This is a genomic window from Synechococcus sp. CS-1328, assembly GCF_025128095.1.
GTDB lineage: Bacteria > Cyanobacteriota > Cyanobacteriia > PCC-6307 > Cyanobiaceae > CBW1002.
This window is the reverse complement of the sequence record NZ_JAHLYT010000046.1, coordinates 1-21,680: the sequence shown is the minus strand read 5'-3', so window position 1 is coordinate 21,680 and position 21,680 is coordinate 1. Positions and strand designations below refer to the sequence as shown.

Annotated in this window: 18 protein-coding genes and 1 pseudogene; 8 read left to right on the top strand and 11 right to left on the bottom strand. The window is 64.1% G+C overall.

What is annotated here, in order from left to right; genetic code table 11:
• Nucleotides 1-199: 199 nt before the first annotated feature.
• Nucleotides 200-1,783 (top strand): ATP-dependent DNA helicase RecQ, encoded by a 1,584-nt coding sequence (locus KQ310_RS07815; protein WP_259721205.1) that lies wholly within the window; start codon nt 200-202, stop codon nt 1,781-1,783.
• Between the two features lie 24 nt (nt 1,784-1,807).
• Here the strand turns inward: KQ310_RS07815 and KQ310_RS07810 are convergent, their stop codons facing one another.
• Nucleotides 1,808-3,154 (bottom strand): LysM peptidoglycan-binding domain-containing protein, encoded by a 1,347-nt coding sequence (locus KQ310_RS07810; RefSeq protein WP_259721204.1) that lies wholly within the window; start codon nt 3,152-3,154, stop codon nt 1,808-1,810.
• 130 nt (nt 3,155-3,284) lie between these two features.
• Nucleotides 3,285-4,685: an aldehyde dehydrogenase family protein gene (locus KQ310_RS07805; RefSeq protein WP_259721203.1), complete on the bottom strand. Its 1,401-nt coding sequence runs from the start codon at nt 4,683-4,685 to the stop codon at nt 3,285-3,287.
• 258 nt (nt 4,686-4,943) lie between these two features.
• Between KQ310_RS07805 and KQ310_RS07800 the strand changes: the two genes are divergently transcribed.
• Both KQ310_RS07800 and KQ310_RS07795 read left to right on the top strand, forming a co-directional pair.
• Nucleotides 4,944-5,408, top strand: coding sequence for a glycine zipper 2TM domain-containing protein (locus tag KQ310_RS07800; protein ID WP_259721202.1), 465 nt, complete (start codon nt 4,944-4,946; stop codon nt 5,406-5,408).
• A gap of 232 nt (nt 5,409-5,640) precedes the next feature.
• On the top strand, nt 5,641-7,368 hold the full coding sequence (locus tag KQ310_RS07795; protein ID WP_259721201.1) for a response regulator: 1,728 nt from the start codon (nt 5,641-5,643) through the stop codon (nt 7,366-7,368).
• Here KQ310_RS07795 and KQ310_RS07790 read toward each other — a convergent pair.
• The 6 genes from KQ310_RS07790 to KQ310_RS07765 form a co-directional block, all read right to left on the bottom strand.
• Entirely contained in the window at nt 7,349-10,069 is a 2,721-nt protein-coding gene (locus tag KQ310_RS07790) for an AAA family ATPase (protein WP_259721200.1), read from the bottom strand. The two genes, KQ310_RS07795 and KQ310_RS07790, sit on opposite strands and share 20 nt — an antisense overlap.
• Nucleotides 10,070-10,175: 106 nt before the next feature.
• A complete protein-coding gene (locus KQ310_RS07785) occupies nt 10,176-11,366 on the bottom strand; it encodes a DNA repair exonuclease (RefSeq protein WP_259721199.1) in 1,191 nt (396 codons plus the stop codon).
• Between the two features lie 54 nt (nt 11,367-11,420).
• Entirely contained in the window at nt 11,421-13,847 is a 2,427-nt protein-coding gene (locus KQ310_RS07780) for a plasma-membrane proton-efflux P-type ATPase (RefSeq protein WP_259721198.1), read from the bottom strand.
• A 292-nt stretch (nt 13,848-14,139) separates the two neighbouring features.
• On the bottom strand, nt 14,140-14,532 hold the full coding sequence (locus KQ310_RS07775) for a DUF302 domain-containing protein (protein WP_259721197.1): 393 nt from the start codon (nt 14,530-14,532) through the stop codon (nt 14,140-14,142).
• A gap of 23 nt (nt 14,533-14,555) precedes the next feature.
• Nucleotides 14,556-14,702 carry a lmo0937 family membrane protein gene (locus tag KQ310_RS07770; RefSeq protein ID WP_259721215.1) on the bottom strand — a complete coding sequence of 49 codons (147 nt, stop codon included), beginning with the start codon at nt 14,700-14,702 and terminating at the stop codon, nt 14,556-14,558.
• A gap of 126 nt (nt 14,703-14,828) precedes the next feature.
• Complete coding sequence (locus tag KQ310_RS07765) at nt 14,829-15,179, bottom strand: CsbD family protein (RefSeq protein WP_259721196.1); 351 nt, start codon at nt 15,177-15,179, stop codon at nt 14,829-14,831.
• 308 nt (nt 15,180-15,487) lie between these two features.
• Between KQ310_RS07765 and KQ310_RS07760 the strand changes: the two genes are divergently transcribed.
• The 3 genes from KQ310_RS07760 to KQ310_RS07750 all read left to right on the top strand — a co-directional run bounded on the left by KQ310_RS07760 (nt 15,488) and on the right by KQ310_RS07750 (nt 18,235).
• Nucleotides 15,488-17,251, top strand: a complete 1,764-nt coding sequence (locus KQ310_RS07760) for an alpha-amylase family glycosyl hydrolase (protein ID WP_259721195.1) — start codon at nt 15,488-15,490, stop codon at nt 17,249-17,251.
• 305 nt (nt 17,252-17,556) lie between these two features.
• Nucleotides 17,557-17,808: a hypothetical protein gene (locus KQ310_RS07755; RefSeq protein WP_259721194.1), complete on the top strand. Its 252-nt coding sequence runs from the start codon at nt 17,557-17,559 to the stop codon at nt 17,806-17,808.
• Nucleotides 17,798-18,235, top strand: a complete 438-nt coding sequence (locus tag KQ310_RS07750; protein WP_259721193.1) for an NUDIX hydrolase — start codon at nt 17,798-17,800, stop codon at nt 18,233-18,235. The genes KQ310_RS07755 and KQ310_RS07750 overlap by 11 nt, the downstream gene beginning before the upstream one ends.
• Nucleotides 18,236-18,319: 84 nt before the next feature.
• On the opposite strand, the gene KQ310_RS07745 is transcribed toward KQ310_RS07750, so the two are convergent.
• Nucleotides 18,320-19,111 (bottom strand): class I SAM-dependent methyltransferase, encoded by a 792-nt coding sequence (locus KQ310_RS07745; RefSeq protein WP_259721192.1) that lies wholly within the window; start codon nt 19,109-19,111, stop codon nt 18,320-18,322.
• Nucleotides 19,112-19,234: 123 nt separating this feature from the next.
• Between KQ310_RS07745 and KQ310_RS07740 the strand changes: the two genes are divergently transcribed.
• Together KQ310_RS07740 and KQ310_RS07735 are read left to right on the top strand one after the other, a co-directional pair.
• A complete protein-coding gene (locus KQ310_RS07740) occupies nt 19,235-20,074 on the top strand; it encodes a trans-aconitate 2-methyltransferase (RefSeq protein WP_259721191.1) in 840 nt (279 codons plus the stop codon).
• A gap of 255 nt (nt 20,075-20,329) precedes the next feature.
• Complete coding sequence (locus KQ310_RS07735; protein WP_259721190.1) at nt 20,330-20,497, top strand: hypothetical protein; 168 nt, start codon at nt 20,330-20,332, stop codon at nt 20,495-20,497.
• Between the two features lie 81 nt (nt 20,498-20,578).
• Here KQ310_RS07735 and KQ310_RS07730 read toward each other — a convergent pair whose 3' ends face one another.
• Nucleotides 20,579-20,767 (bottom strand): hypothetical protein, encoded by a 189-nt coding sequence (locus KQ310_RS07730; RefSeq protein WP_259721189.1) that lies wholly within the window; start codon nt 20,765-20,767, stop codon nt 20,579-20,581.
• A 634-nt stretch (nt 20,768-21,401) separates the two neighbouring features.
• A pseudogene (locus tag KQ310_RS07725) lies at nt 21,402-21,680 on the bottom strand (sulfate ABC transporter permease subunit CysW); the annotation flags it as partial.

The following is a 21,680-nucleotide window of genomic DNA, read 5'->3' as shown; positions in this document are numbered from 1 at the left end:
AGGAGGAGCGGCTCTGCCATCGAATGTCACCGTTCGCGACCCTTGACCGGTGGTGGCGGCGGCCATCTGCGTGCTGCACGGAATCGATCAGGAATCGATGGGCTTTGCAACAACGGTCGCTCAGGCCCCGCGCTCATGCCCTGGATCAGCTCCTTACCCGGAGGGCGGCGGTAGCCTGTGCCACGGCTGAGCGGTGGCGATGGACACCATCCGGGCGGAGACGGCCGCAGGCAAGGCAGATTCGATCGCTGCAACCGCCGCCGCAACCGCTGAAACGGCCCCAGACCCCCTCACGGCCACCCTGGCGCGCCATTTCGGCTGGTCCAGCTTCCGCCCTGGGCAACGGCCCGTGGTGGAGGCCCTGCTGGCCGGACGCGATTGCCTGGCGGTGTTGCCCACCGGGGGCGGCAAGTCGCTCTGTTATCAGCTGCCGGCCCTGGTCCGAGGCGGCCTGGTGCTGGTCGTCTCCCCCCTGGTGGCCCTGATGCAGGACCAGGTGGATCAGTTGCAGCGCCGCGGCATTGCGGCGGCCAGCCTGCATGGCGGAGTCTCGTTGCCGGAGCGGCGGGCACTGCTGCAGCGCTTGCGGGACAACAGGCTGCGGCTGCTCTATCTCGCCCCCGAACGGCTGCAGGGAGAGGCCAGCCGTCAGCTGCTGGATGAGGTGATGGGCACCGGCCGGGTGGTGGCCCTGGCGGTGGACGAGGCCCACTGCATCAGTGCCTGGGGCCACGATTTCCGGCCCGATTACCGCCGACTGGGCCAGTTGCGGCAGCTCTGTCCCGGCGTGCCTCTGGTGGCCCTCAGCGCAACGGCGGCGCCCCAGGTGCGTGCCGACATCATCCGGCTGCTGCGACTGCAGCGCCCCTTGATTCAGGTGCGCTCCGCCCGGCGGGACAACCTGGCCTACGCCATGCAGCGTCGCCCGGTCGATCCGTTACCGCTGCTGCTGGAGACGGTGCAGCAGGCCCGCGGCGCGGTGCTGATCTATGCCCGCACCCGCCGCTCCGTGGAGCAATGGGCCGAGCGGCTCACGCTGGCGGGAGGGGAAGCGATCGCGTATCACGCCGGCATGGATCCGGAGAGTCGCCAGCTGGCGCTGGAGCATTTCCAGCGCTCGCCCCAGCCGGTGTTGGTGGCCACGATGGCGTTCGGCATGGGCGTGGATCGGCCCGATGTGGGGCTGGTGCTCCATCTCGATCTGCCCGCCAGTCCGGAGGGCTACCTGCAGGAATCAGGTCGGGCCGGCCGCGACGGTCTGCCAGCCCGCTGCCTGGTGCTGTTCGATCCGATCGATCGCACCAGCCTCGGCTGGGCCATCCGGGCCTCCACCCAGCAGGACCGAGGTGGGGTGTCAGGGGCGGGCCGCGAGCCTGAGGATCAGCGGGCGGAGCTGGCCCAGCGGCAGTTGCGCCGTATGGAGGCGGTGGCGGAGGGGGAGGGTTGCCGCGAGCAGGCTCTGCTGATGGCGGTGGGAGAGATCAGCCATCCCTGCGGCCGCTGCGACAACTGCCTGCAGCGGCCCTGCCGGCAGGACTGGTCGGAACCGGCAACGCGGCTGCTCGGGGCCCTGCAGGAACGGCGGGGTCGGGATCTGCGCAGCCTGGTGGAAGACCTGGCTGCGGCCCATGGTGAGCCGGAGGACCGCTGGGCCTGGCTGGTGCGGCGGCTGGTGCAGGAGGAGCTGATCCACGAAAGTGACGACGGTGCCCAGCGCCTGTGGCTGCGGGTCAGCGGCGAGCATTTCCTGCGGGAGCCCTGGCCCCTCCCCTGGGCCGGCTGACTCGGATCGCCGGATCAGATCAGATCAGCTGGTGCGGGTCTTGCAGAGGTCGGTGATCAGCTGCTGTTCGAACTCGCTCTGGGGCAGATCCCAGCTCTTCCACTGTCCTGACTGACCGGTGGCGTTGAGCCGGCGTGCCGAACAGTTGATGGCCAGGTAGAGCGGCTGTCCCTCACCATTGAGGCTGGGGGTCACGAAACTGCCACCCATCGGTTGCCAGTTGGCCCAGTCCACCTGCAGCGGCCCGTAGGTGCGCCAGTCCGGCTGGGCTGGCTTTGCGGCGGCGGTTGCCGTTGCAACTGCCGTTGCAGTTGTGGCCGTGGCCTGGATGGGTTGGGCGGCGGCAGGCTTCGCTGGGGCTGGTTTCACTGCTGGAGTGGTAGTGGCAGTGGCGACCTGGGCTGCGGGTGCTGGCTGTGCAGCAGGGGCCGGCTTTGCTGCAGCGACAGGTTGTGTCGCAACCACCGGTTGCGACGCCGGGACAGGTTTTGCGGTGGCCGTGGCGACGCTGGTCGTCCGTGGGGTGGCGCTGGCCTGGGAGGCCGGTGGTCTGGGGGCGGCGGCTGGTCGGGGCGCGGCTGGTTTGGGGGCGGGAGCGGCAGTGCCCTTGAGGCGCAGGCGGCTACCTGCTTCGACGAGGTTGGGATCGGTGATCCGGTTGATCGCCACCAGGCTGTTCACACTGATGCCGTAGCCATCGGCGATCTGCGACAGGCTCTCGCCGTTACGCACCACGTGTTCGGTGGCCTTGCGGTCATAGGTGCGAGCCGGGGCGGCGGGTTTTGCGGTGGCCTTGGTGACGGGTGTGGCGGGCAACACCAGCCTGGTGCCGGCCTCGACCCGATCGGGATCGGTCAGGCGGTTGAGTTGCAGCAACCGGCTCACGGAGGTGCCGTGGCGATCGGCGATCTCGGAGAGGGTCTCACCCGGCTGCACGCTGATGCTGCTTCCAGCCGGGGGCCGTGCTGCGCTGCTGGAGCCGCTGCGGCTGGTGGTCGTCGACAACGCCAGCCGGCGGCCGGCCTCAACCTGGTTGGCATTGCGGATGCCGTTGATCTGCATCAGCCGGGCCAGGCTGATGCCATGGCGATCGGCGATTTCCGAGAGGCTCTCACCCGGCTGCACGGTCACACTGCCGCCACTGGCGGTGCTCCGGCCTGCGGATGGACCGCCGGGCACGGTCAGGCGGCGGCCGGCCTCGACCTGGTTGGCATCGCGGATGCCGTTGATCTGCATCAGCCGGGTGACGCTGAGGCCATGGCGGCTGGCGATTTCGGACAGGGTCTCGCCCGGTTTGACCACCACCTCGCCAGCGAGAGCCGGCAGGGGCAGAACCAGCGCGAGAACCAGGGCAGCGAGGGGGCGTCGCATGGCTGCACCGGAAAGCTGGCGGCACCATAAGGGTCCCAACCGCTCCCGCCCAGTCCCAGGATTGATCACGGCTGCTGATCGTGAGATTGGTGGCCTGTCCAGCTTCACCAGAGGTGCCTCCGTTCAGCCCCTATCCCATCAGCCGGCGCAGCAGGGCCAGCTTGTCGCCGTAGGGGGCGTAGCGAACGGGGAGATCCAGCCAGAACGGACGTCGCAGCACGCTGCGGCAGTGGGAAAAGGTGAGGAAGCCGCTTTTGCCGTGATAGTGGCCCATGCCGCTCGCCCCCACGCCGCCGAAGGGGAGATCGGGGATGCCAGCCTGCAGCACCACATCGTTGAAGCACACTCCACCGGAGCTACTGCGGGCCAGCACCTGCTCCTGGCTGGCGGTGTCATTGCTGAACAGATAGAGGGCGAGGGGCCGAGCACGTCGACGCACCAGGGCCAGGGCCTCCTCCAGATCCGCCACCGACAGCACGGGCAGGATTGGCCCGAAGATCTCGTCCTGCATCAGTGGATCGTCCGGTCCGCTCACGGCCACCAGGGTCGGCTCGATCCGGCGATTGGCAGCATCGCTGCGTCCCCCCACGAGCACCTGGCCGCGGCTGCGAGCGCCCTGCAGCAACGTCTCCAGCCGCTCGAACTGGGTGGCATTGACGATCCGGCCCAGGTCGGGGCTGGCCAGTGGATCGCTGCCATAGAGCTGGGTGATCGCCGCACCGATGCCCTGTACCAGGGCCTCCCGCACGGGGGCCTGCACCAGCAGGTAGTCCGGGGCGATGCAGGTCTGGCCGGCGTTGAGTCCCTTGCCCCAGGCCAGCCGCCGGGCCGTGATCGCCAGGTCGGCGTTGGCCAGCACGATCGCCGGACTCTTGCCGCCAAGCTCCAGGGTCACCGGCGTGAGCTGCTGGGCTGCGGCGCCCATCACCAGCCGCCCCACCCGTTCGCCGCCGGTGAAGAAGATGTGATCAAACCGTTCCTGCAGCAGGCGCGCCGCCACCGCGCCATCACCGAGCACCACCTGCACCACGGTGGAATCGAAATGGCGCTCAATCAGGGTCGCGATCAGGGCCGCCGTCTGGGGCGCGTGCTCGGAGGGCTTGAGCACCACGCTGTTGCCGGCGGCCAGGGCGCTCACCAGCGGATGCAGGCAGAGCTGGAACGGATAGTTCCAGGGGCCGATGATCAACACACAGCCCAGCGGTTCGGCCTGCCACCAGGCGCGCCCGGGTTTGATCGGAACGGGCGTCGCCACGCGATGGGGGGCCATCCAGCGCCGCAGCTGGCGCTTGCACAGCTTCAGTTCCTGCCGCACGGCCACAAGCTCAAAGAATCCCTCCACGGCGGGTTTGCCCAGATCGGCCGCCAGCGCTTCCAGCACCTCCTCTTCGTGGGTGGCCAGGAGGCGTTCCAGCCGTACGAGCTGCTGCAGCCGCCAGGTCGCGGCCCGGGTGTCACCCCGCTCCACCGGCTCGCGCATCAAGGCCACGGGCACGGCCAGGGGTGATGGGGCCGCGGTGCGGTTGGTCATGGGCGGCGCTGGGGAGTGGCGGGAACGGCCCGGAGCGCGGGCGTGCTTCCAAGCTGGCAAATCGCTGACGCCAGTGCATCCAGCGGCCTGCGGCCCAGCGCAGATGGCCCAGCGCAGACGCCCTGGCCAGTTGCATCTGGTCAGAACCCCTGGAGTTGCGGTCATAGCCCTGCAATCCGGGCTTGCTTCGGTAGGGGGGTGCTGGAGGGAGGCCTGGCAGAGGCCGGCCTTTCTCCAGGTCCTCCTCACGTGTTCACCATGACGACATCCCTCACCGGCGCATCCAGCACCAGAACATCCAGCACCGGCGCATCCATCACGGCTCCTTCCTCCACCGGCAAAGCCTCCGCGCTCCGCCGTGCCCCGTCTCTCCGCTGGCTGGGCCTGGCGGCTGTGGCCACGGCACTGTTCAGCCCACTGGCGGCCACCGCGGCCCCCTGGGACTGGGGCTATGGCCGCCCCACGCCGCCCCCTCCCGTTCCCCAGCCCAGCCAGCGGTGGGGTGAGACCGCCCAGGTGTATGGCCCTGACCCGGTGGTGGAGCAGGCCCAGCTGGATCAACGCTGCAATGTGGGCCGTCTGGTGGGCGGCCTGGTGGGTGGTGGTGTGGGCTATGCCGCCTCGCGCTACGACGGCCGCACCTGGGCCGTCCCCCTCGGTGCACTGCTGGGCTCCCAGATGGGCTGCCAGGTGGGCAGCGGCCGCGGTCCCACGCTCTGGTGAGTCAGCTCGGCAACATCTGCGCGCGCCATCCCGGGGGGCCGGGATGGCGTCATCAGCCTGGGGCCTGCCATCAGACCACCGCTAAAGTGAAATGAAGAGTCGGACAGGAAGGCGTGGTCAAGCTGATCATTGACCGGCGATCCGCGCGTTTCTGGGATCGCCGTCCGCCCGCTTGATCGCTTTGGAGGATCCCCAGAGACTGATCTCGACGCTGCGCTCCACCCTGGGGCGGATGGAAGCGGCCCTCGGTGCGGTGGAAGAGGGTCTGGTCTTCACGGATTCGCAAGGTGTTGTCGAATGGACCAATGCGCCGTTTGAGCGCTTCGTGGATCGGCTCCGGCTTCAATGCCTGGGCATCCCGCTGATCCAGCTGTTGCCGGCGCGCTATCGACTCGGTGATGCTGAGCCGCTGCCGTTGTTGCCGTTCTGGACGATGGACAGCAACGGAACAGTGACCTGGGAGATGACCACAGCGCCGCCACGCCGTGTCATCGAGGTGTCCTGGGCCCCGGTGATCCTGCCGGGCCAGAGTTCCTTGATCTTCACCTTCCGCGATCAGAGCAGCATCGTTCAAGCCCGGGAGCGCTTGATCGCCGCCAGGGATGAGCTGGAGATGCAGGTGGAGCTGCGCACCCGTGAACTCAAGGCGTCGCGGGATGAAGCGATGGCGGCCAACGAGGCCAAGACCAGATTTCTGGCCAGCATGAGCCATGAGATCCGAACGCCGATGAATGTGGTGATCGGCATGACGGAGCTGCTGATGCACACTGATCTAGAGGAACAGCAGCGTGAGCTGACCCAGTCGATCCAGCGGAGTGGTGAGCATCTGCTTGGCCTGATCAACAATATTCTCGACCTTTCCTGCATTGAAGCCGGGCGCTTGAAGCTGGCGTTAAGGCGATTCGATCTCCGGCTGTTGATCAAGGATTGTGAGACTTCATTCCGTCAGGTGGCCGATGCCAAGGGGTTGACGCTCGAGGTTTCGCTGGCTCCAGAGGCGCCGAGATGGCTGCTTGGGGACGAGGTCAAGTTGCGTCAGATCCTCTTCAATCTCCTCGGCAATGCTTGTAAATATACGGATGCTGGAGGCGTCAGTTTTGTTGTCGAGTCTTCGCCACGTGGTGAGGAGAGTGTTGAACTTGGCTTGCGGGTGACGGATACGGGTCTTGGCATCTCCGATGATTTTCAGACCATCCTGTTTGAAGAATTCACCCGTCAGTCCCTGAGGGATCAGGATGGCAGCAGTTCCGGCCTTGGTCTGGCCATCACCCGCCGCCTCTGCAAGCTCATGGGTGGTGATCTCGCCGTGGTTTCAAAACTTGGTGAAGGGAGTTGCTTCACGGCCACGATTCCCTTCAGCCTCGCCTTGGCCCCGGCTCAGTCGGCGCTAGCCCCAGTGACGGAATCTGAACCAGGTAATCCGGGGGATCTGGAAGCCGACGGGCCGGCGACATCGACAGCACGAGCCGAAGCACAAACCGAGGTGCCGTCAGAAACGCAAGTCGAGGTGCCCTCGGAAACGCAAGTCGAGGTGCCCTCGGAAATGCAAGAGGATGGCCTCCAGGATGTCGGAATCCTGGTGGCAGAAGATGGTCGCGTCAATCAGCGGATGATTGAGTTGATGTTGGCCAAGTTGGGCCTCAAGGCTGACTTTGTTGCCGATGGTCAGGCCGCCGTGGAGCGGATCGAGGCCGGTGGGATTGATCTGGTGTTCATGGATATCCAGATGCCCAGATTGGATGGGGTTTCAGCCACGCGTGAGCTGCACCGGCGCGGGTTCCAGGCGCTGTACGTGATCGCCCTGACGGCCTATGCGTTCGAGACCCAGCGTGAGGAATGCCAGGCTGCCGGCATGAATGACTTCCTCACCAAGCCGGTGCGCCTGGAGGATCTCGCTGCAGCGCTGCAGCGTTTCCGGCTCAGGCGGGGGCTGGCCGGCCTCAGCCGGAACCCAGTCTGACCTGGGCTGCGGCTTCGATCAGCGCGCTGCGTTCCGGGTCACAGGTGAGCAGCACCACCTGCAGACCCTGGGCGCTGGCCTCGGTCAGCATCCGCACCACCCCGGCCTGCCGTTCCCGGTCGGAATGGGCGAAGGCGTCGTCGAACAGCAGCGGCAGGCTGCCGTCGTAGGCCCCGGCCAGCACCTCGGCCATCGCCACCCGCAGGGCGGCGGCGAACTGCTCCCGCGCGCCGGTGCTGAGCACCTCGAACGGAAAGGCGGCTTCACTACCGCGGCGCCATTGCAGCTGCTGGAAGCCATGGCGGGCGTCGTAGGAGAGCGCCGTGCGCGGCGCATCCGGGAACACATGGGCCAGATAGGTGGCGATGCGCTCCGTCAGGGGAGCGGCGTACTGGCTGGCCATGGCGTTCTGTTCCTCCTCCAGCAGCTGGCGCAGCAGGTTGAGCGTGCCGGCCTCCTGTTCCAGACGCTCCTGCTCCCCCCGCCGCGATTCCAGTTCGGCCTGTTTCTGCTCCTGTTCGGCCTGCAGGTCGATGCGTCCATCGCCATGCAGCCGGCCCTCGGCACGGATACGGGCTTCATCGGCCTCGCGCTCCTGCTGCTGCAGCGTGGCGATGGCCCGATCGAGGCTCCTGGCCTGCAGATCCAGGTTGTCCGGCTCGAGGGCGGCCCGTTCGGCGGCCAGCGCGGCGAGCCTGGCTTCGCTCTGCTGAGTGCGTTCGGCCAGCTCGGTGATCACCGCCTTCAGGCTGGCGGTGGAACCGCAACGCTGCAGCACGGCATCGATGCGGGTCCGGGCCTCCAGTAGCTGTCTCTCCCCGTCGCGGAGCGCTTGGTTGGTGGCTTCGATCGAGGATCTGAGGGCTTCGAGTGCCTTATCGCTCGCTTCCAGGCTGTGCTGCTGCTGGTGCTCCGCGGCAAGGGCCTGGGTGCGGATGGCGCGGGCGTTCTTCAGGTCCAGCTCCCTTGAAGCGATGCGGGCGGCTGGGTCCGGCTCGGACGCCTGGTCGCCGCTCGGCTCAGCTGGAGACTCTGCGAGCTGCTCCTCCAGGGCCGCCAGGCTCTGGCGAATCAGGGCTGGATCCTCGGCGCCACGCTGAGCCACCAGCCGCTCCCGTTCCGCCAGCAGGTCACTGCGCCGCCGCTCGGCTTTGGCGGCCTCCTCCACGTTGTTGACCGGCCAGAGCTTCAGCGCCTTGCTGAGGGCCGCATCCGCGTCCTGCAGCTTCTGCTGCGCCTCAGCGGCGCTGGTGCCACCACCGGGCACCAGCCGGAGCTCCACCTCGTCGCCCACCGTCAGCACGGCAGGCCCGGCCAGCAGCCGGGTGGTGCCGGCAGCCAGGGCGTCGCCATTCAGCCGGATCGACTGGCCGGCGCGGATCACCTCGAGTCCCGTCGCCATGGCTTCCGCCCGGGCCCGGCTGGTCTGCAGCGACTGCTCCAAGCGGCGGAGGCCCTCCACCGCCCTGGCATCGATCGCGGGCAGCCGCCCCAGATTCTTGTCCAGGGCTGTCAGGTCTGCCTCCAGTTGCTCCACCCTGGACAGCCGCTGGACCAGCTCCTGCCGCTGCAGCTGCAGGCGGGCGCGGCTGAGTTGGTGTTCGATCTGCTCGGCGGCTGCCGTGGCGGTGGCAGTGGCCTGCCGCAGGCCGTCGAGCTGGGCACGCGCCTCCTGCCGCTGCTGCTCAGCCGCCGGCAATGTGCTGATCAGATCGCTCAGCTTCTGGGCGTTGGGAGCCAGCGCGGCTTCCAGCGCGGCCACCCGTTGGCCCTGATGCTGCAGCTCCTGCTGGTCGCGCTGTTGCGCGTCCAGCTGCTGGCGGAGCGCTGCCAGCACGGGACCTTCCTGGTCGATCAGGGTCTGCAGCTCGCGGCTGCGCCCCAGCGTCCCCTCAAGGGCCTGGCGTTGCTGCAGGCGCTGCGGCAGTTCGATGGCCAGGCGCTCCTGGAGCTCGGTCGCGGCCCCATAGGCCTGCTGGGCCTGCTGCTGCTGCTGGAGTGTGTCGCCGATGGCGGCCAGATCCACCTCGGCCTGTTGCACCGCCTCGCGGGCCCGATGCAACGCGGAGCCCCGGCGCAGCTGGGGAGCGCGTGTGGCGCTGCCTGGGGTGAAGACCGTGGCCCAGCGGGTTTGAATGTCGTCGAGCACCGCCAGATCCAGGGGCGATTGCACCCCCAGGTCGGCACCGGCCTGCAGACGCTCCACCAGCCGGTCGTGGTCATAGACGCTGGAGCTGAGCGCCAGGGGGTTGTCGCTGGCGGACCCCTGCCAGACCCAGAGATGGCCCCACCGCTCCTTGAGCTGCTCCGCGGCCGCACGGTTGCGGGCCACGGCGGCGGTGCCGATCAGCTCGGCCAGCCGTTCCTCGGCGGCATCGCCCTGGAGGCTGCGGCCGCCGGAGTCCTGCAGGGCGATGCTGCCGCGGCTGCCCGCGAAGCGTTTGCGCAGCGTCCAGGTGTCGCCGCCGGCGGCGAAGGCCAGCACCACCTCGGGATCGGCCATGAAGGGATCGGTCTTCATGCCCTCGAGCACGGCACCACCGGTCTTGACCGGCAGGAACAGGGCGCGGTGCAGGGCTTCGGCGAGGGTGCTCTTACCCGACTGGTTCGGCCCAGCGATCACCGTGAAGCGGGGATCAAAGTTCACCGTCAGGTCACGGTGCAGGCGGTAGTCGCGGATGCGGGCCGAAAGCAGGCGCATGGGCTGGTGTGTCCTCGTGGATCGTCGGTCTTCAGTCGTGAGTCCGTCAGTCGTCAGTGCATTAGTTGTCAGCGCATCAGTCGTCAGCGAATCATTCGTCAGAGAATCAGTGGCTTTCGCAGGCGCGGTGCAGTTCGCGCAGGCCCATGCGGGCCAGGTCCGCGGTGTCCTCCGGGCCGCTCTCGATCAGCTGCTGCAGCCGCTGGGCCACCCGGGCCACCAACGGATCACCGGAGCGCCGGGTGAGCTGACGCAGTTCGGTCGCATCCGGGGCGACGCGGGTGCGGTCGCGCCGCTTGAGGCGCAGCAAGCGGGCCTCGAGACGCTGCAGCAGATCCTGCAGGCGGCCGGCGGCGGCCAGGCTGAGGCTGCCCTCAAGCTCCAGCAGCAGCAGGTCTTCATTGCTGCGGGGGCCGATGGCATCCCGCAGCAGCTGCTCCAGGCGCTCCAGGTCGGCGTCGCTGTTGAACCGGTGGGAGATCTGATGCCAGCGGATGCCGCCGGTGGGCACCGGAAAGGTTTCAGGCCGCGAGCCTCGCGACACACTCACCACCAGCACCTGGCCGGAACGGTACGCGGCGCTGCGGGGGAAGCGGTCCATCTCATGACAGCCGGCATACCAGGCCTGCGGGCTCACCTGCTTGAGGCCATGCCAGTCGCCGAGGGCGACATAGTCGATCTCCCCGGCCGGCAGGCGGGCCAGATCGATGCGGTTGGTGGGAACCGGCGGATTTTCGTCGTCGGTGTCGTTGCTGTCTTCAGCGCCAAATCCCTGGATCGATCCATGGGCCAGCACGATGCGGGGCTGGTCTGCCCAGGGGGTGAAGTCCAGGTGGCGCAACCAGGCGGTGGGATCGACGGGTTCGGCCTTGCGCAGCAATGGGCAGGGCAGCACCACCCCGGCGCCGAGGCCGAGGCTGGCCAGCTCCAACGGCTGGCGCTCCAGCAGCACATGCAGGTTGGGGGCCAGTTGTTGACGCTCCTCCTTGAAATAGGGCTCCTGCCAGAGGCTGCCGGCGCCGCCGTGGTCGTGGTTGCCCGGAATCACCAGCACCGGTAGGCCCAGGGCCCCGATGGCGCTGCAGGCGGCCGATACGTCGGAGCGGGTGGGCTGATGGGAATCGAACAGATCACCCGCCACCGCGATGAAGGCGGCCCCCTGCTCCTGCGCCACCTGCCCCAGCCGTCCGATGGCGCTCAGACGCTCCTGGCGCAGGCGTGCCCGCTTGTCGGGATCGCTGACCCGGGCGTAGGGCTTGCCGAGCTGCCAATCGGCGGTGTGGAGGAACTGGATCACGGGAATTGGGGCCGCAAGTGGCAGGTGAGGCCAGGGTGGAGGTGCTGGCCAACCCTATGGCGATCCTGGCCGCGGCCTCTCCTTGCTCGGCATTGCGGGCTCGGATGGGCGTCGTAGCTCACCCCTGGTCAATCGCAATGCAGCTGTGGGCTCAGGATCGAATAGGCCATCAACTTCAACCGGTCGTTGACCAAGAACCAAGCCAGGGCATAGCCCCAGACCACCAGGGGCCCAACCCCACCCCAGCGGGGTCATCAGCCATCCATACACCGCGATCAGAGTTGCCACCAGTTGCGTGCCGCAAACCGCCAACAGCAGAACCCGTGCCGGTCGTATGGACCAGAAAGGCCCGCGCGTGCGTGTGAGGAAGATGGTCAGATGTCCAGCCACGGAGAGCTTCAGGTACATCAGGGTCTGACTATGGGCACGGTCAAGATGAAAGACGCGCTCCGCGAGATAAAACAAGCCAAACGCTGAAACGACCCCAATGGCGCCCAAGGCTGCCGCGATCCCCATGACCGTGCGCATGTCCCATCGTTCTGGATTGCTGCTGACATGAACGTTGTCGTAGGCAATCGACAAGATGGCGCCGTCATTCAGTAGGGCCAGCATCACAATCATCGCTGCGGTCACAGGATAAAAATTAAAAACCAGTAATGAGACGGTCATGAACAGCAGAACACGCAGCGTTTCGGCGATGCGGTAGATCGCGTAGCTGTTCATCCTCTGGAAGATTTTGCGACTTGCCTTGATGGCCTCAATAATCACGGACAGTCCCGGCTTCATCAGCACGATCGAAGCCGCGCCACGCGCCGCGTCCGTTGCATCCGAAACAGCGATGCCGCAGTCGGCCTTTTTCAGCGCTGGAGCATCGTTGACTCCATCGCCCGTCATGCCGACGATGTGGCCGTGCTGCTGGAGGACATCCACAATCTGAAACTTATGCTCAGGGAACACCTGGGCGAATCCATCCGCCTTCTCGATCGACTCCTCCAATCGCTCCGACTGATCAGGCGTGCTGGCCCCGAACCCACTGGCATCGAGAATCTTGGAACCCATCCCCAGCTTCTTGGCTGTTTCCTGGGCGATCGGCAATTGATCACCCGTCACCATCTTGATCGTCACGCCCATCTGGTGTGCCGTGGCGATGGTCGCTTTGGCTTCGTCGCGAGGAGGATCAAACAGAGGTAAGACCCCATGACACTGCCACTGCTGCTGTGCATCCATGCGGGCCACGCCCAGCGAGCGGAACCCTCGTGCGGCAAACCCGCTGATCGCGCCATCGACGGCGGCCGTCACCTCGGCACGATTGGCCGATAACTCCAGGATCACTTGTGGTGCACCCTTGGTGACCTTGAATTCAAGACCATCCAATCCCCTGATTGTGGCTTCGGTTCGCTTATGCACCGGGTCGAAGGGCTGGAAATGAATCAACTCATAGCCATCCAGTCTCTGGTGATCGCTCAGGCCGTCCAGCACAGCCCGATCGATCGGATCCTTGTTGTCTGCCCGCGATGCCAGGGCCGCCGTAAAGATCACCAGATCCGGATCCCTGTCTCCGCTGGATGAATCGAAGCTGGACGACCTAACGCTGAATGGCTCGCCAAGTGTCAGCTTGTTCTGGGTCAGTGTGCCCGTTTTATCCGAGCACAGCACATCCACGCCAGCCAATTCCTCGATGGCCGCCAACCGCGTCACGATCGCCCCTTGTTTCGTGATCAGGCGCGCTCCCACCGCCATGGTCACAGAGAGCACGGTGGGCATGGCCACGGGAATGGCAGCAACGGTCAAGACCAGGGCGAACTGAAGGGTGGTGAGCAGTGGGTTGCCGCGCAGCAGCGCGACTGTGATGATCACCGAGACCAGAGCCACAGCCAGCAGGATCAGGGCATTGCCGATCTTCAGGACGGCCTGCTGGAAATGGCTGACGCTGTGAGCTGTTTGCACCAGTTCCGCTGTCTTGCCGAAGTATGTGTTCGCTCCTGTGGCGTAGACCATGGCATCGATTTCACCCCGGCGGATGATCGATCCCGAGAACACGGCGTCGCCACAGTGGCGCGTGGCCGCCAACGATTCACCCGTCAGTGCTGACTGATCCACCTGCAGCGGATCACCATCCAGCAAGCGTGAATCCGCTGGCACGATGTCGCCAAGGCGTAGATGGATGACGTCGCCCGGTACCAGTTCCCGCGACTCCAGAGTGGTCCACCGGCCATCCCGTTTCACCTGTGCCTTCATGGCTAACTTGGCTTTGAGTGCCGCGATGGCGTTACCAGCCTGGTGCTCTTCCCAGAACCCGATCACCGCATTGGCGAGAAGCAGCAGCAGGATGATGGCGAAGTCTGGCCAATGCTGGGCCACTGCGGAGAGGAGCACAGCTGCTTCGATCATCCATGGAATCGGAACCCAGAAATAGGTCAGAAGCTTCAGTATCTGATTCGTCTTCTTTTCGTCAAGTTCGTTACTGCCATGCTGAGTCAAGCGACGTAGCGCTTCGCTCTGACTCAGTCCATTTGCTGAAGACTTCAGCTTCTCCTGCAGCTACTGTCCATCCAGGTCGTCCAAGTGCCCAGTGTGCCCATGGCGCTGCTGTGCTGGACTCATCGTCGTTGGGTTTCTTTGTTAGATTTCTTGGGTGGGTTTCTTCGTTGGTGTGAATCCGTCCTTCGGTGGGATTGTTTTGTGGTTCTTCTTGCCTTGGGTCTAAGGCCGGTTGTCTGCGAAATCGTTTGGCATCATCGTGTGTGCATGCTGCTGCTCATGCTGCCGCTGTTCAAACTGCCGCAGCCTGGATGATGGCTGTCGTGGTGGATTCAACGTCATGGGCCACTTCCATCAGGCCTGGTTCTGTGGACAAGTTGCCGAGCATGCCTTCGGGCCGGATCATGCCGATCCTGGTCTGGCCTGCTTCGGTGAAGACGGAGATCCGGCAGGGCAGGGCCATGGTCAGCTTCATATCCTTGTTCAGTACGCTGGCTGCCTGCTGGGGATTGCACACCTCAAACACCTGGCACTGCTCGGAGAAGTTGATGCCTTTGCTGCGCAGGCTGTCGCCGAGATCAAGCACTGCCAACACGCCGAATCCGTTCGCTGTCACAGCGGCATGAAGATCGGCACTTGCCTGATCGAATGCTTTGGCCGTATCAACAATAAAATATGGATTCATGGGATTAGGATGCCTCAAAGAATTCAGATGCCACGCCCGCTGATCAGGCGGAATAGAATCGCAATCACTGCGATTACGAGTAAGATGTGGATCAATCCTCCCAAGGTGAAGCTGGTCAGCAAGCCGAGCAGCCAGAGAATGACCAAAAGTACGGCGATTGACTCCAGCATCATTTCTCTCCGTGAAGGGGAATGAATCGTGATTGGATGAGGTCATGCTCAGCCCAGCGATTGCCAGCCTGAGTTTGGAGTAGTCAGCAGGCGTCGCCATCTTGCAATGGCGACGCCTGTGTGGGTTCAGCTCAGATCGTCTGCCATTTGTCCGGCCGCATCACGAACGTTCCTGGCAACTGATTTTGCGCCTTGTTTCATGTCCTCTCCTGTGTTCATGGCAGAGGCCTGAACCTGCTTGGCTTTTCCTTTGATTTGGTGTCCAGTATCGCCAGTTAAATCACCATAGGCAGATTCCAGCCTGCCTTCTGCATCTTTGGCGGTGGCGTCCACTCTGTTTGACATGGTTCCAATGACGATGGGGTGGGAGACGTGATCGCTGGCCATTGCCATGGCAGGCAATGGAATCAGCAAGGTGGATATCATGAGCGCTAACGCTACTAGCGAAGCAGCAAGACTTCTTGGATGAATCGCCATAGAGTCTGTCTCTTTCTAAGTCACAATCTAAGGTTACCCATGTCTGCGGGCGGTGAATGTTGGTCGATCACCTATGGCATGTTTCTCCGGCGACGAAGGGGCAGATGCAAGCTGCAGCAAGGCATTTCAAGAGCGTAACGAGTGATGAAGCTGAGTCTGCGAAGTGCATCAGACCGCAGAACCATGGTGATGTATCTGATGGTGAAGCTGGTTTCCCCTTTCGGTTTCAAGACCTAGGGGTCCGGTTCATTGTGAAACGGTGGCCTGAGTCGGAGTCAACGATGGAAACGCAACGCGCCCTTCCAGGTATGGGCTCTATCCTCAGTTCAGATGGCGTGGCATTCCGTGTCTGGGCTCCCCATGCACAACGGGTCTCGGTGATCGGAGCATTCAACGACTGGGATGGCAGCGCCAATCCCATGCAGCCAGAACCACGGGGCTACTGGTACGTCAATGTTGAGACTGCCAGAATCGGCGATCACTACAAATATCAGCTCGTCACCCAAGGGGGTGAGATCAAGCAGTGTCTAGATCCTTATGCACGTGAGGTCACGAACTCCGTAGGCAATGCCATTGTTCATGACCCAGACTTTGACTGGGAAGGGGATGAGCTTGCCATGGCGAAATGGAATGAGCTTGTGCTGTATGAATTGCATGTTGGCACCTTCAATGATGACGACTCCAGTAGGCCAGGGCGTTTCATTTCGATTACGTCTCGTCTGGACTATCTGAAACGGCTTGGTATCAATGCCATTCAGATCATGCCTGTCGGCCAGTTTGCCGGCATGCGTTCGTGGGGCTACAATCCTTCTCAGATCTTTGCCGTTGATTCAGATTATGGTGGCTCGCTTGGATTCAAGAGGTTCATCAAGCGATCCCATCAGGAGGGGATCGCCGTAATCCTTGATGTGGTTTATAATCACTTTGGCCCGAGTGATCTCGACCTGTGGCAATTCGACGGTTGGTCTGAGAACGGCAAAGGCGGAATCTATTTCTATAATGACGATCGTGCCATAACTCCTTGGGGGGAGACGCGGCCCGACTATGGCCGAGGGGAAGTGCGTCAATACATCCTCGACAACGTGCGCATGTGGCTTGATGAATATCACATTGATGGGCTACGTTTTGATAGCACTCTCTATATCCGCAACGCTGGTGCATCTGGAACGGAGGAGCTTCCAGATGGCTGGAGCATTCTTCAGGCCATTAACGAAACTGTGGCTGGGCACCATCTTGGTGGAATCACCATTGCCGAAGACCTGCAAAGCAATGATTGGATCACCAAGGATGTAGGCGCTGGCGGTGCAGGGTTTGGATCCCAGTGGGACCCTAACTTCGTCCGACCGATCCGTGAGGCTGTCATCACGCCTGAGGATGACAACCGTTCTTTGGAAAGCATTCGCGATGCCATTTTATTTCGCTACAATGATGACGCGTTTGAGCGTGTGATCTACAGCGAATCCCATGACGACGTTGCCAATGGGCAGGCCCGGATCCCCCAGGAAGTCAATCCCAGTGATCCCACCGGCTGGTATGCCCAGAAGCGCTCCACCATGGCTGCTGCCCTGGTTTTTACGGCTCCTGGAATTCCGATGCTGTTTCAGGGACAGGAGTTTCTTGAGGGCGCCTGGTTCCGCGATTCAGTCCCCGTCGACTGGGATCAACGTGATGAGTTTCGTGGCATTGTTCGCCTGTATCGGGATCTGATTCGCCTGCGCCTGAATCGGCAGGGTTTTTCGCGTGGGCTCTGTGGACAGTTCACGCAGGTCCATCACCTCAACGACGAGCATAAGGTGCTTGCTTTCCATCGTTGGGATCTCGGCGGGCCAGGTGATGACGTTGTTGTGATTGCTAATTTCTTTCGCGACTCCCATGATGAGTATGTCGTGGGCATGCCCGCTGCCGGCACCTGGAAACTTCGTTTTAACAGCGACTGGCATGGTTATAGTGAGTTGTTTGAGGGCTATCCTGGCGGCGACGTAGAGGCGATTCCCGGCGCCTGGGACGGGCTTCCGTTTCACGCGTCCATTCAGATCGCTCCCTATAGCATCTTGATTTACTCGCAGTTGTGATATCTGCCGCTGCGGATGAATCTCCAGCTCGTCGGTGTTCATTGTTGACCAATGGTGATCCTGGATGTGTGCAAGGCTGAGCTGTAGAACGTAACCCATGTCAGCGACCGCTTCTCCTGCAGACCAGATGATCCATCGCTCAGCGGTCAATTCCTGTGTAGTGGGTTGCTGTGTAGTGGCTTTGCAACAGGCTTGGCATCACTCCGCCGAGGCGACGGGCGGTTCAGCACTTGTCCAGCACACTCAGCGCGACCCGCACCTTCGGCTTCGGCTCGAAACGGGGCACCAGGACCAGCCAGACCAGCATGAGGTTTGAGCGTGATCAGCTGCAGGACGGCCCCGCCTTCGATCCAGGAGGCTTGGTTCAGCGATGGTTGGCAGGCCTGTCCGCCCCAGTGAATCCGTTCTGTCCATTCAGCACCGCCTGGATCCGCATCACCGCCTTCTCGCTGCTGGGTCGTTTCCTGTTGTTGCTTCAGACGCTGTTGTTCTTGGTCGTCAGCGGTGGCATGGCTCTGGTGGCTGGCGGCGCCCTGGTCTTTCGCCATGACCGTTGAAGTCGCCCTCGCGATGCTGCAGCAGAAAGGCCGCTGGTTGATGCAGCTACGCGACGAGATCCCCGGCATCGTTGCGCCCGGTTGCTGGGGCCTGTTTGGCGGCCACCTCGATCCTGGCGAGACACCGGAGCAGGCGATGCGGCGGGAGCTGCTGGAGGAGATCAGCTGGCAGCCCCAGGTGCTGGATTACGCCATGGAGCACCGCATCCAGCGACGCACCGCCCATGTCTTTCTCGCTCAGCTGTCCGTGCCGTTGCAGCAACTGCACCTGCTGGAGGGTCAGGACATGGCGCTGGTGACAGCAGAGGAGTTGCTGTCGGGTTCGATCTGGAGCGCCCGTCTTGGCAGCCCGCGCCCGCTGGCCGATGGGCTGTTGGAGGTCATGCAGCAGCTGCTCGGAGCAACGCCCCCACCTCAAGCACTGTGACGGCCTCCTCCAGCCGCAGCTCCTTGAGACCGGGAAGCAGCCACGCGGATCGGCAGGCTTTGTGGCGATCGATCAGCAGGTGCATCACGGGCCTGGCACTGTGCCCCGGATGGAATGGGCCCGCCCTGACAGGGTGATCGGGCCGCTGCCGGCCGGCTGCAGGCGGGCTTGCAGCAACGCGCGGAAGCCGGAGCGTTCCTCCTCGTTCATGGCCGCGAGGGCCTGACCAGCGCTCGGGCCGCCAAGCAGGGTGTCCCAGACGTCGTCGAAGTCGGCGAAGCTGCGTTCCACGGCGATGGCTTTCGTCTGGATGTCGCCCAAGCCGGCGGTGGCCCAGAGGTCTGATAGCACCTCAAGGCGGGAGCACTCGGGGCTGGGTGGCATCGGTGTGCTCCTGCCGACGGCGCTCAGGACTTCAGTCACATCCCGGTAGGGGAAGCCCCCACCCTCGATGTCCCAGGCGTAGGCGGCCACGGTTCCACCCGGGGCAACGACCCGTGCCATCTCTGCCACACCCTGCGCCGGTTCGGGCACGAAAAGGATCACCAATGGCATGACCGCGAGGTCGAACGTGGCGTCGGTGAACGGCAGGGCCATGGCGTCGGCGTTGACAAACGCGACGCTCTGCAGGAGTGGATGCTGCCGGGCGAAGGCGAGTTGCGCCTCCGACGGGTCGATGCCGACGAGCGAGAGCGGGGCGCTCCGTTCAACGATCAGTTGCGTGAAGGCGCCATTGCCACAGCCCACGTCCAGCCAGCGCTGGCCCTGGTTCGGGGCAATCCAATCGAGAAACTCCTGGCCGGCGAGGCGGCTCCAGACCCCCATGAAGCGGTCGTAACCGGCCCCATCGGTGAAGCGGATGGGTTCACTGGTCATGGCCATGAGGGTCCACGGGGTCAAGGCTCCACGTCGTTCACGATGCCAGCGCAGGCTCGCGTCTGGCATCGTCATGGATCACCGGTCTCAGCAGCCTGGGCTGAAACCCCGACCAGAATTCCGTTGGACTCTGTTGACGCGATCAAGCAGACCGTTGCCACCTATGCGGCCAGGACTCTGGAGCAGCGCAGTCACTGGTACGCGCCGACTGCAGCGGCCTATGCCGCCACCCGGCCCGGCTACCCGCCGCATCTGGTGGATGCGGTGGTGGCTCAATCGGGCTTGACGGTTGCATCCACCCTGCTTGAGGTGGGCTGTGGACCGGGTACGGCCACGGTGACCTTCGCGGAGCTGGGTTGCCGGATCGTGGCCATCGAGCCCAATCCGGAGTTCTGTCTGCTGGCTCAGCAGACCTGTCAGCGGTTCCCGAGGGTCGAGCTTGTCAAAACCTCTTTCGAGGACTGGGACCCTCACCAGGAACGGTTCGATGCCGTGGTGGCGGCCACCTCGTTTCACTGGATCCCGCCCGAGATTGCCTATCCGAAAGCGGCCGGTGCCTTGCGCGAGAACGGCTGGTTGATCCTGCTGTGGAACAAGGAACTGCAGCCACCGATCCAGACCCATGAGGCCCTGAGGCCGATCATCCGCTGCCATGCCCCTGCGCTGGAGCGCCCCTATGAGGATGCCGCCAGCGTGGCAGGCATTCTTGCGTCCTTGGGGCAACCCCTGCTGGAGTCGCCCTCGTTTCACCGTGCCCAGCAGGGTCATTGGCTGGTGGAGAGTCTCCTGACGATTGACGACTACCTGACCCTGCTGACCACCTACTCGCCGTTTCTGGCTCTCGATCCGGTGGTGCTGGATGCTCTGTTGGCTGAGCTGAGACCGGCGTTGGAAACACTGCACGGGGAGTCGGTGCCACTGACCCACACCTCCGCCTACGTCATGGCGCAACGGACCCCCTGACCCCACCCGGCCGGCCTTGAGGGGGCGATGTGCCACCGCTCACGCTTGGAGGTAGCGGGGGCAGCGAGGATCACCGTGCTGATGATCGAGATCCCTGGCCCTGGTGGCATCCCAGCAGCAGATCCGTGCCTTTGAGCCGGCCGACTGGCCGGCGGTGTGGATGCTGCTGGGGCCGTGGTGGGCACCTACTACCTCAGGCCCAATTCCCTCTGCCAGCACTCACTCCAGTCCGCCAGACAGCTGGGCTACTGAGCGATGCAGTTCAACCTGGTGGTGAGCAGTAATACCGCCGGCATCCGCTGCTGGCAGAAGAATGGCTTCGAGATCGTCGGCATCCTGCCCGAGGCGTTTCAGCACCGGCAGTTGGGCGATGTGGATGCCCTTGTGATGTTCAAGGGACTGGTGGAGGGGCTGGGCGCATGAGGGTGCTGGAGGCCTGGATGGGCCAGCAGAGCGAGCAGGCGTGCTAGGTCATCACCGCCACCGGCTGCGCCGAGCTGCGGATCAGTCCTCGGGCTCCTGGGTCAGCGGCGGTAGCCGCCGCTCCACCTGCAGAAACACCAGCCAGGCCACCCCGGCGCTGATGCCGCCTGTCCAGTCGTTACGCAGCAGTTCCACGATTGACACCGTGCTGGCACCGATGCGGAGGCCACGCAGCAGAAAGCGACCCAGCTTCTCAAGGTTTGAGGGCATGGGCCGGGGCTTCAACTTGGAGGGAGGGATGATTTTGCCAGTAGCTGCGCGATCGTCTGCGGTATCGCTGAGCTCACTGTGGGGCTTGAGCGCTTATTCGGACGTCAGCGCAACCGCAGGGAATCGCCGTGTATCAGCTGTAAACGTAGAGGGTGTCCTCTGAACCGATCTTAGAAAGCATTGCCGCCACAGGGCTCTTGGCCGCCTGGCTCGGTCATACACCACCATTCACACCACCTCGGCGACTGCTGCTTCCCTGGGGTCAGCATGGAGCAGGCCAGGATGGTTCTGGAACATGCCGCCCGCAGTACGGCTGCGGCCGTGGCTTGATTACGGATCCTGTTTGACCAGGGACCACCGGTGCCACTGCGCCGCTATTGGAATGGCCACAGCGTGGGCACGGCCCCGGCAGGTGCCGCTTTCCGGCCGGTCCGCTACGGCCGCTGGAGCTGGCCCTGAAGGACACCGCTGAGGAGCTGCTTCCGGGTCAGCATGCCCTTCTTCCTATGCAGCGCAAGGACATCAACCGAGTCCCTCCGCTCAGATTGTGAGTTCAGATTTACAACGGGGGCTGGTGTCCATGTCCACGGCAGCAGGAGATGGCCTCGGTATGTGAGTGGGACGAAAGAGGGCTTCAGCTCAGGGGGTTCTCGTCTTTGTGGCCACCCAGTGCCTGCTCCACCAGCAGCTTGAGCAGTAGCGACACCAGACCCCACCTCCCAGCACGAGGGCAGCGCCGTAGGCCAGTTCGGTGTCGTACTGCTTGTAGGCGTCCTCCACGAACAGCGGCAAGGTCTGGGTCTGGCCGGCGATGTTGCCGCTCACCACGGACACGGCACCGAATTCCCCCAGGGCCCGGGCGGTGGTGAGGATCAGGCCGTAGACCACAGCCCAGCGCACCGAAGGCAGGGTG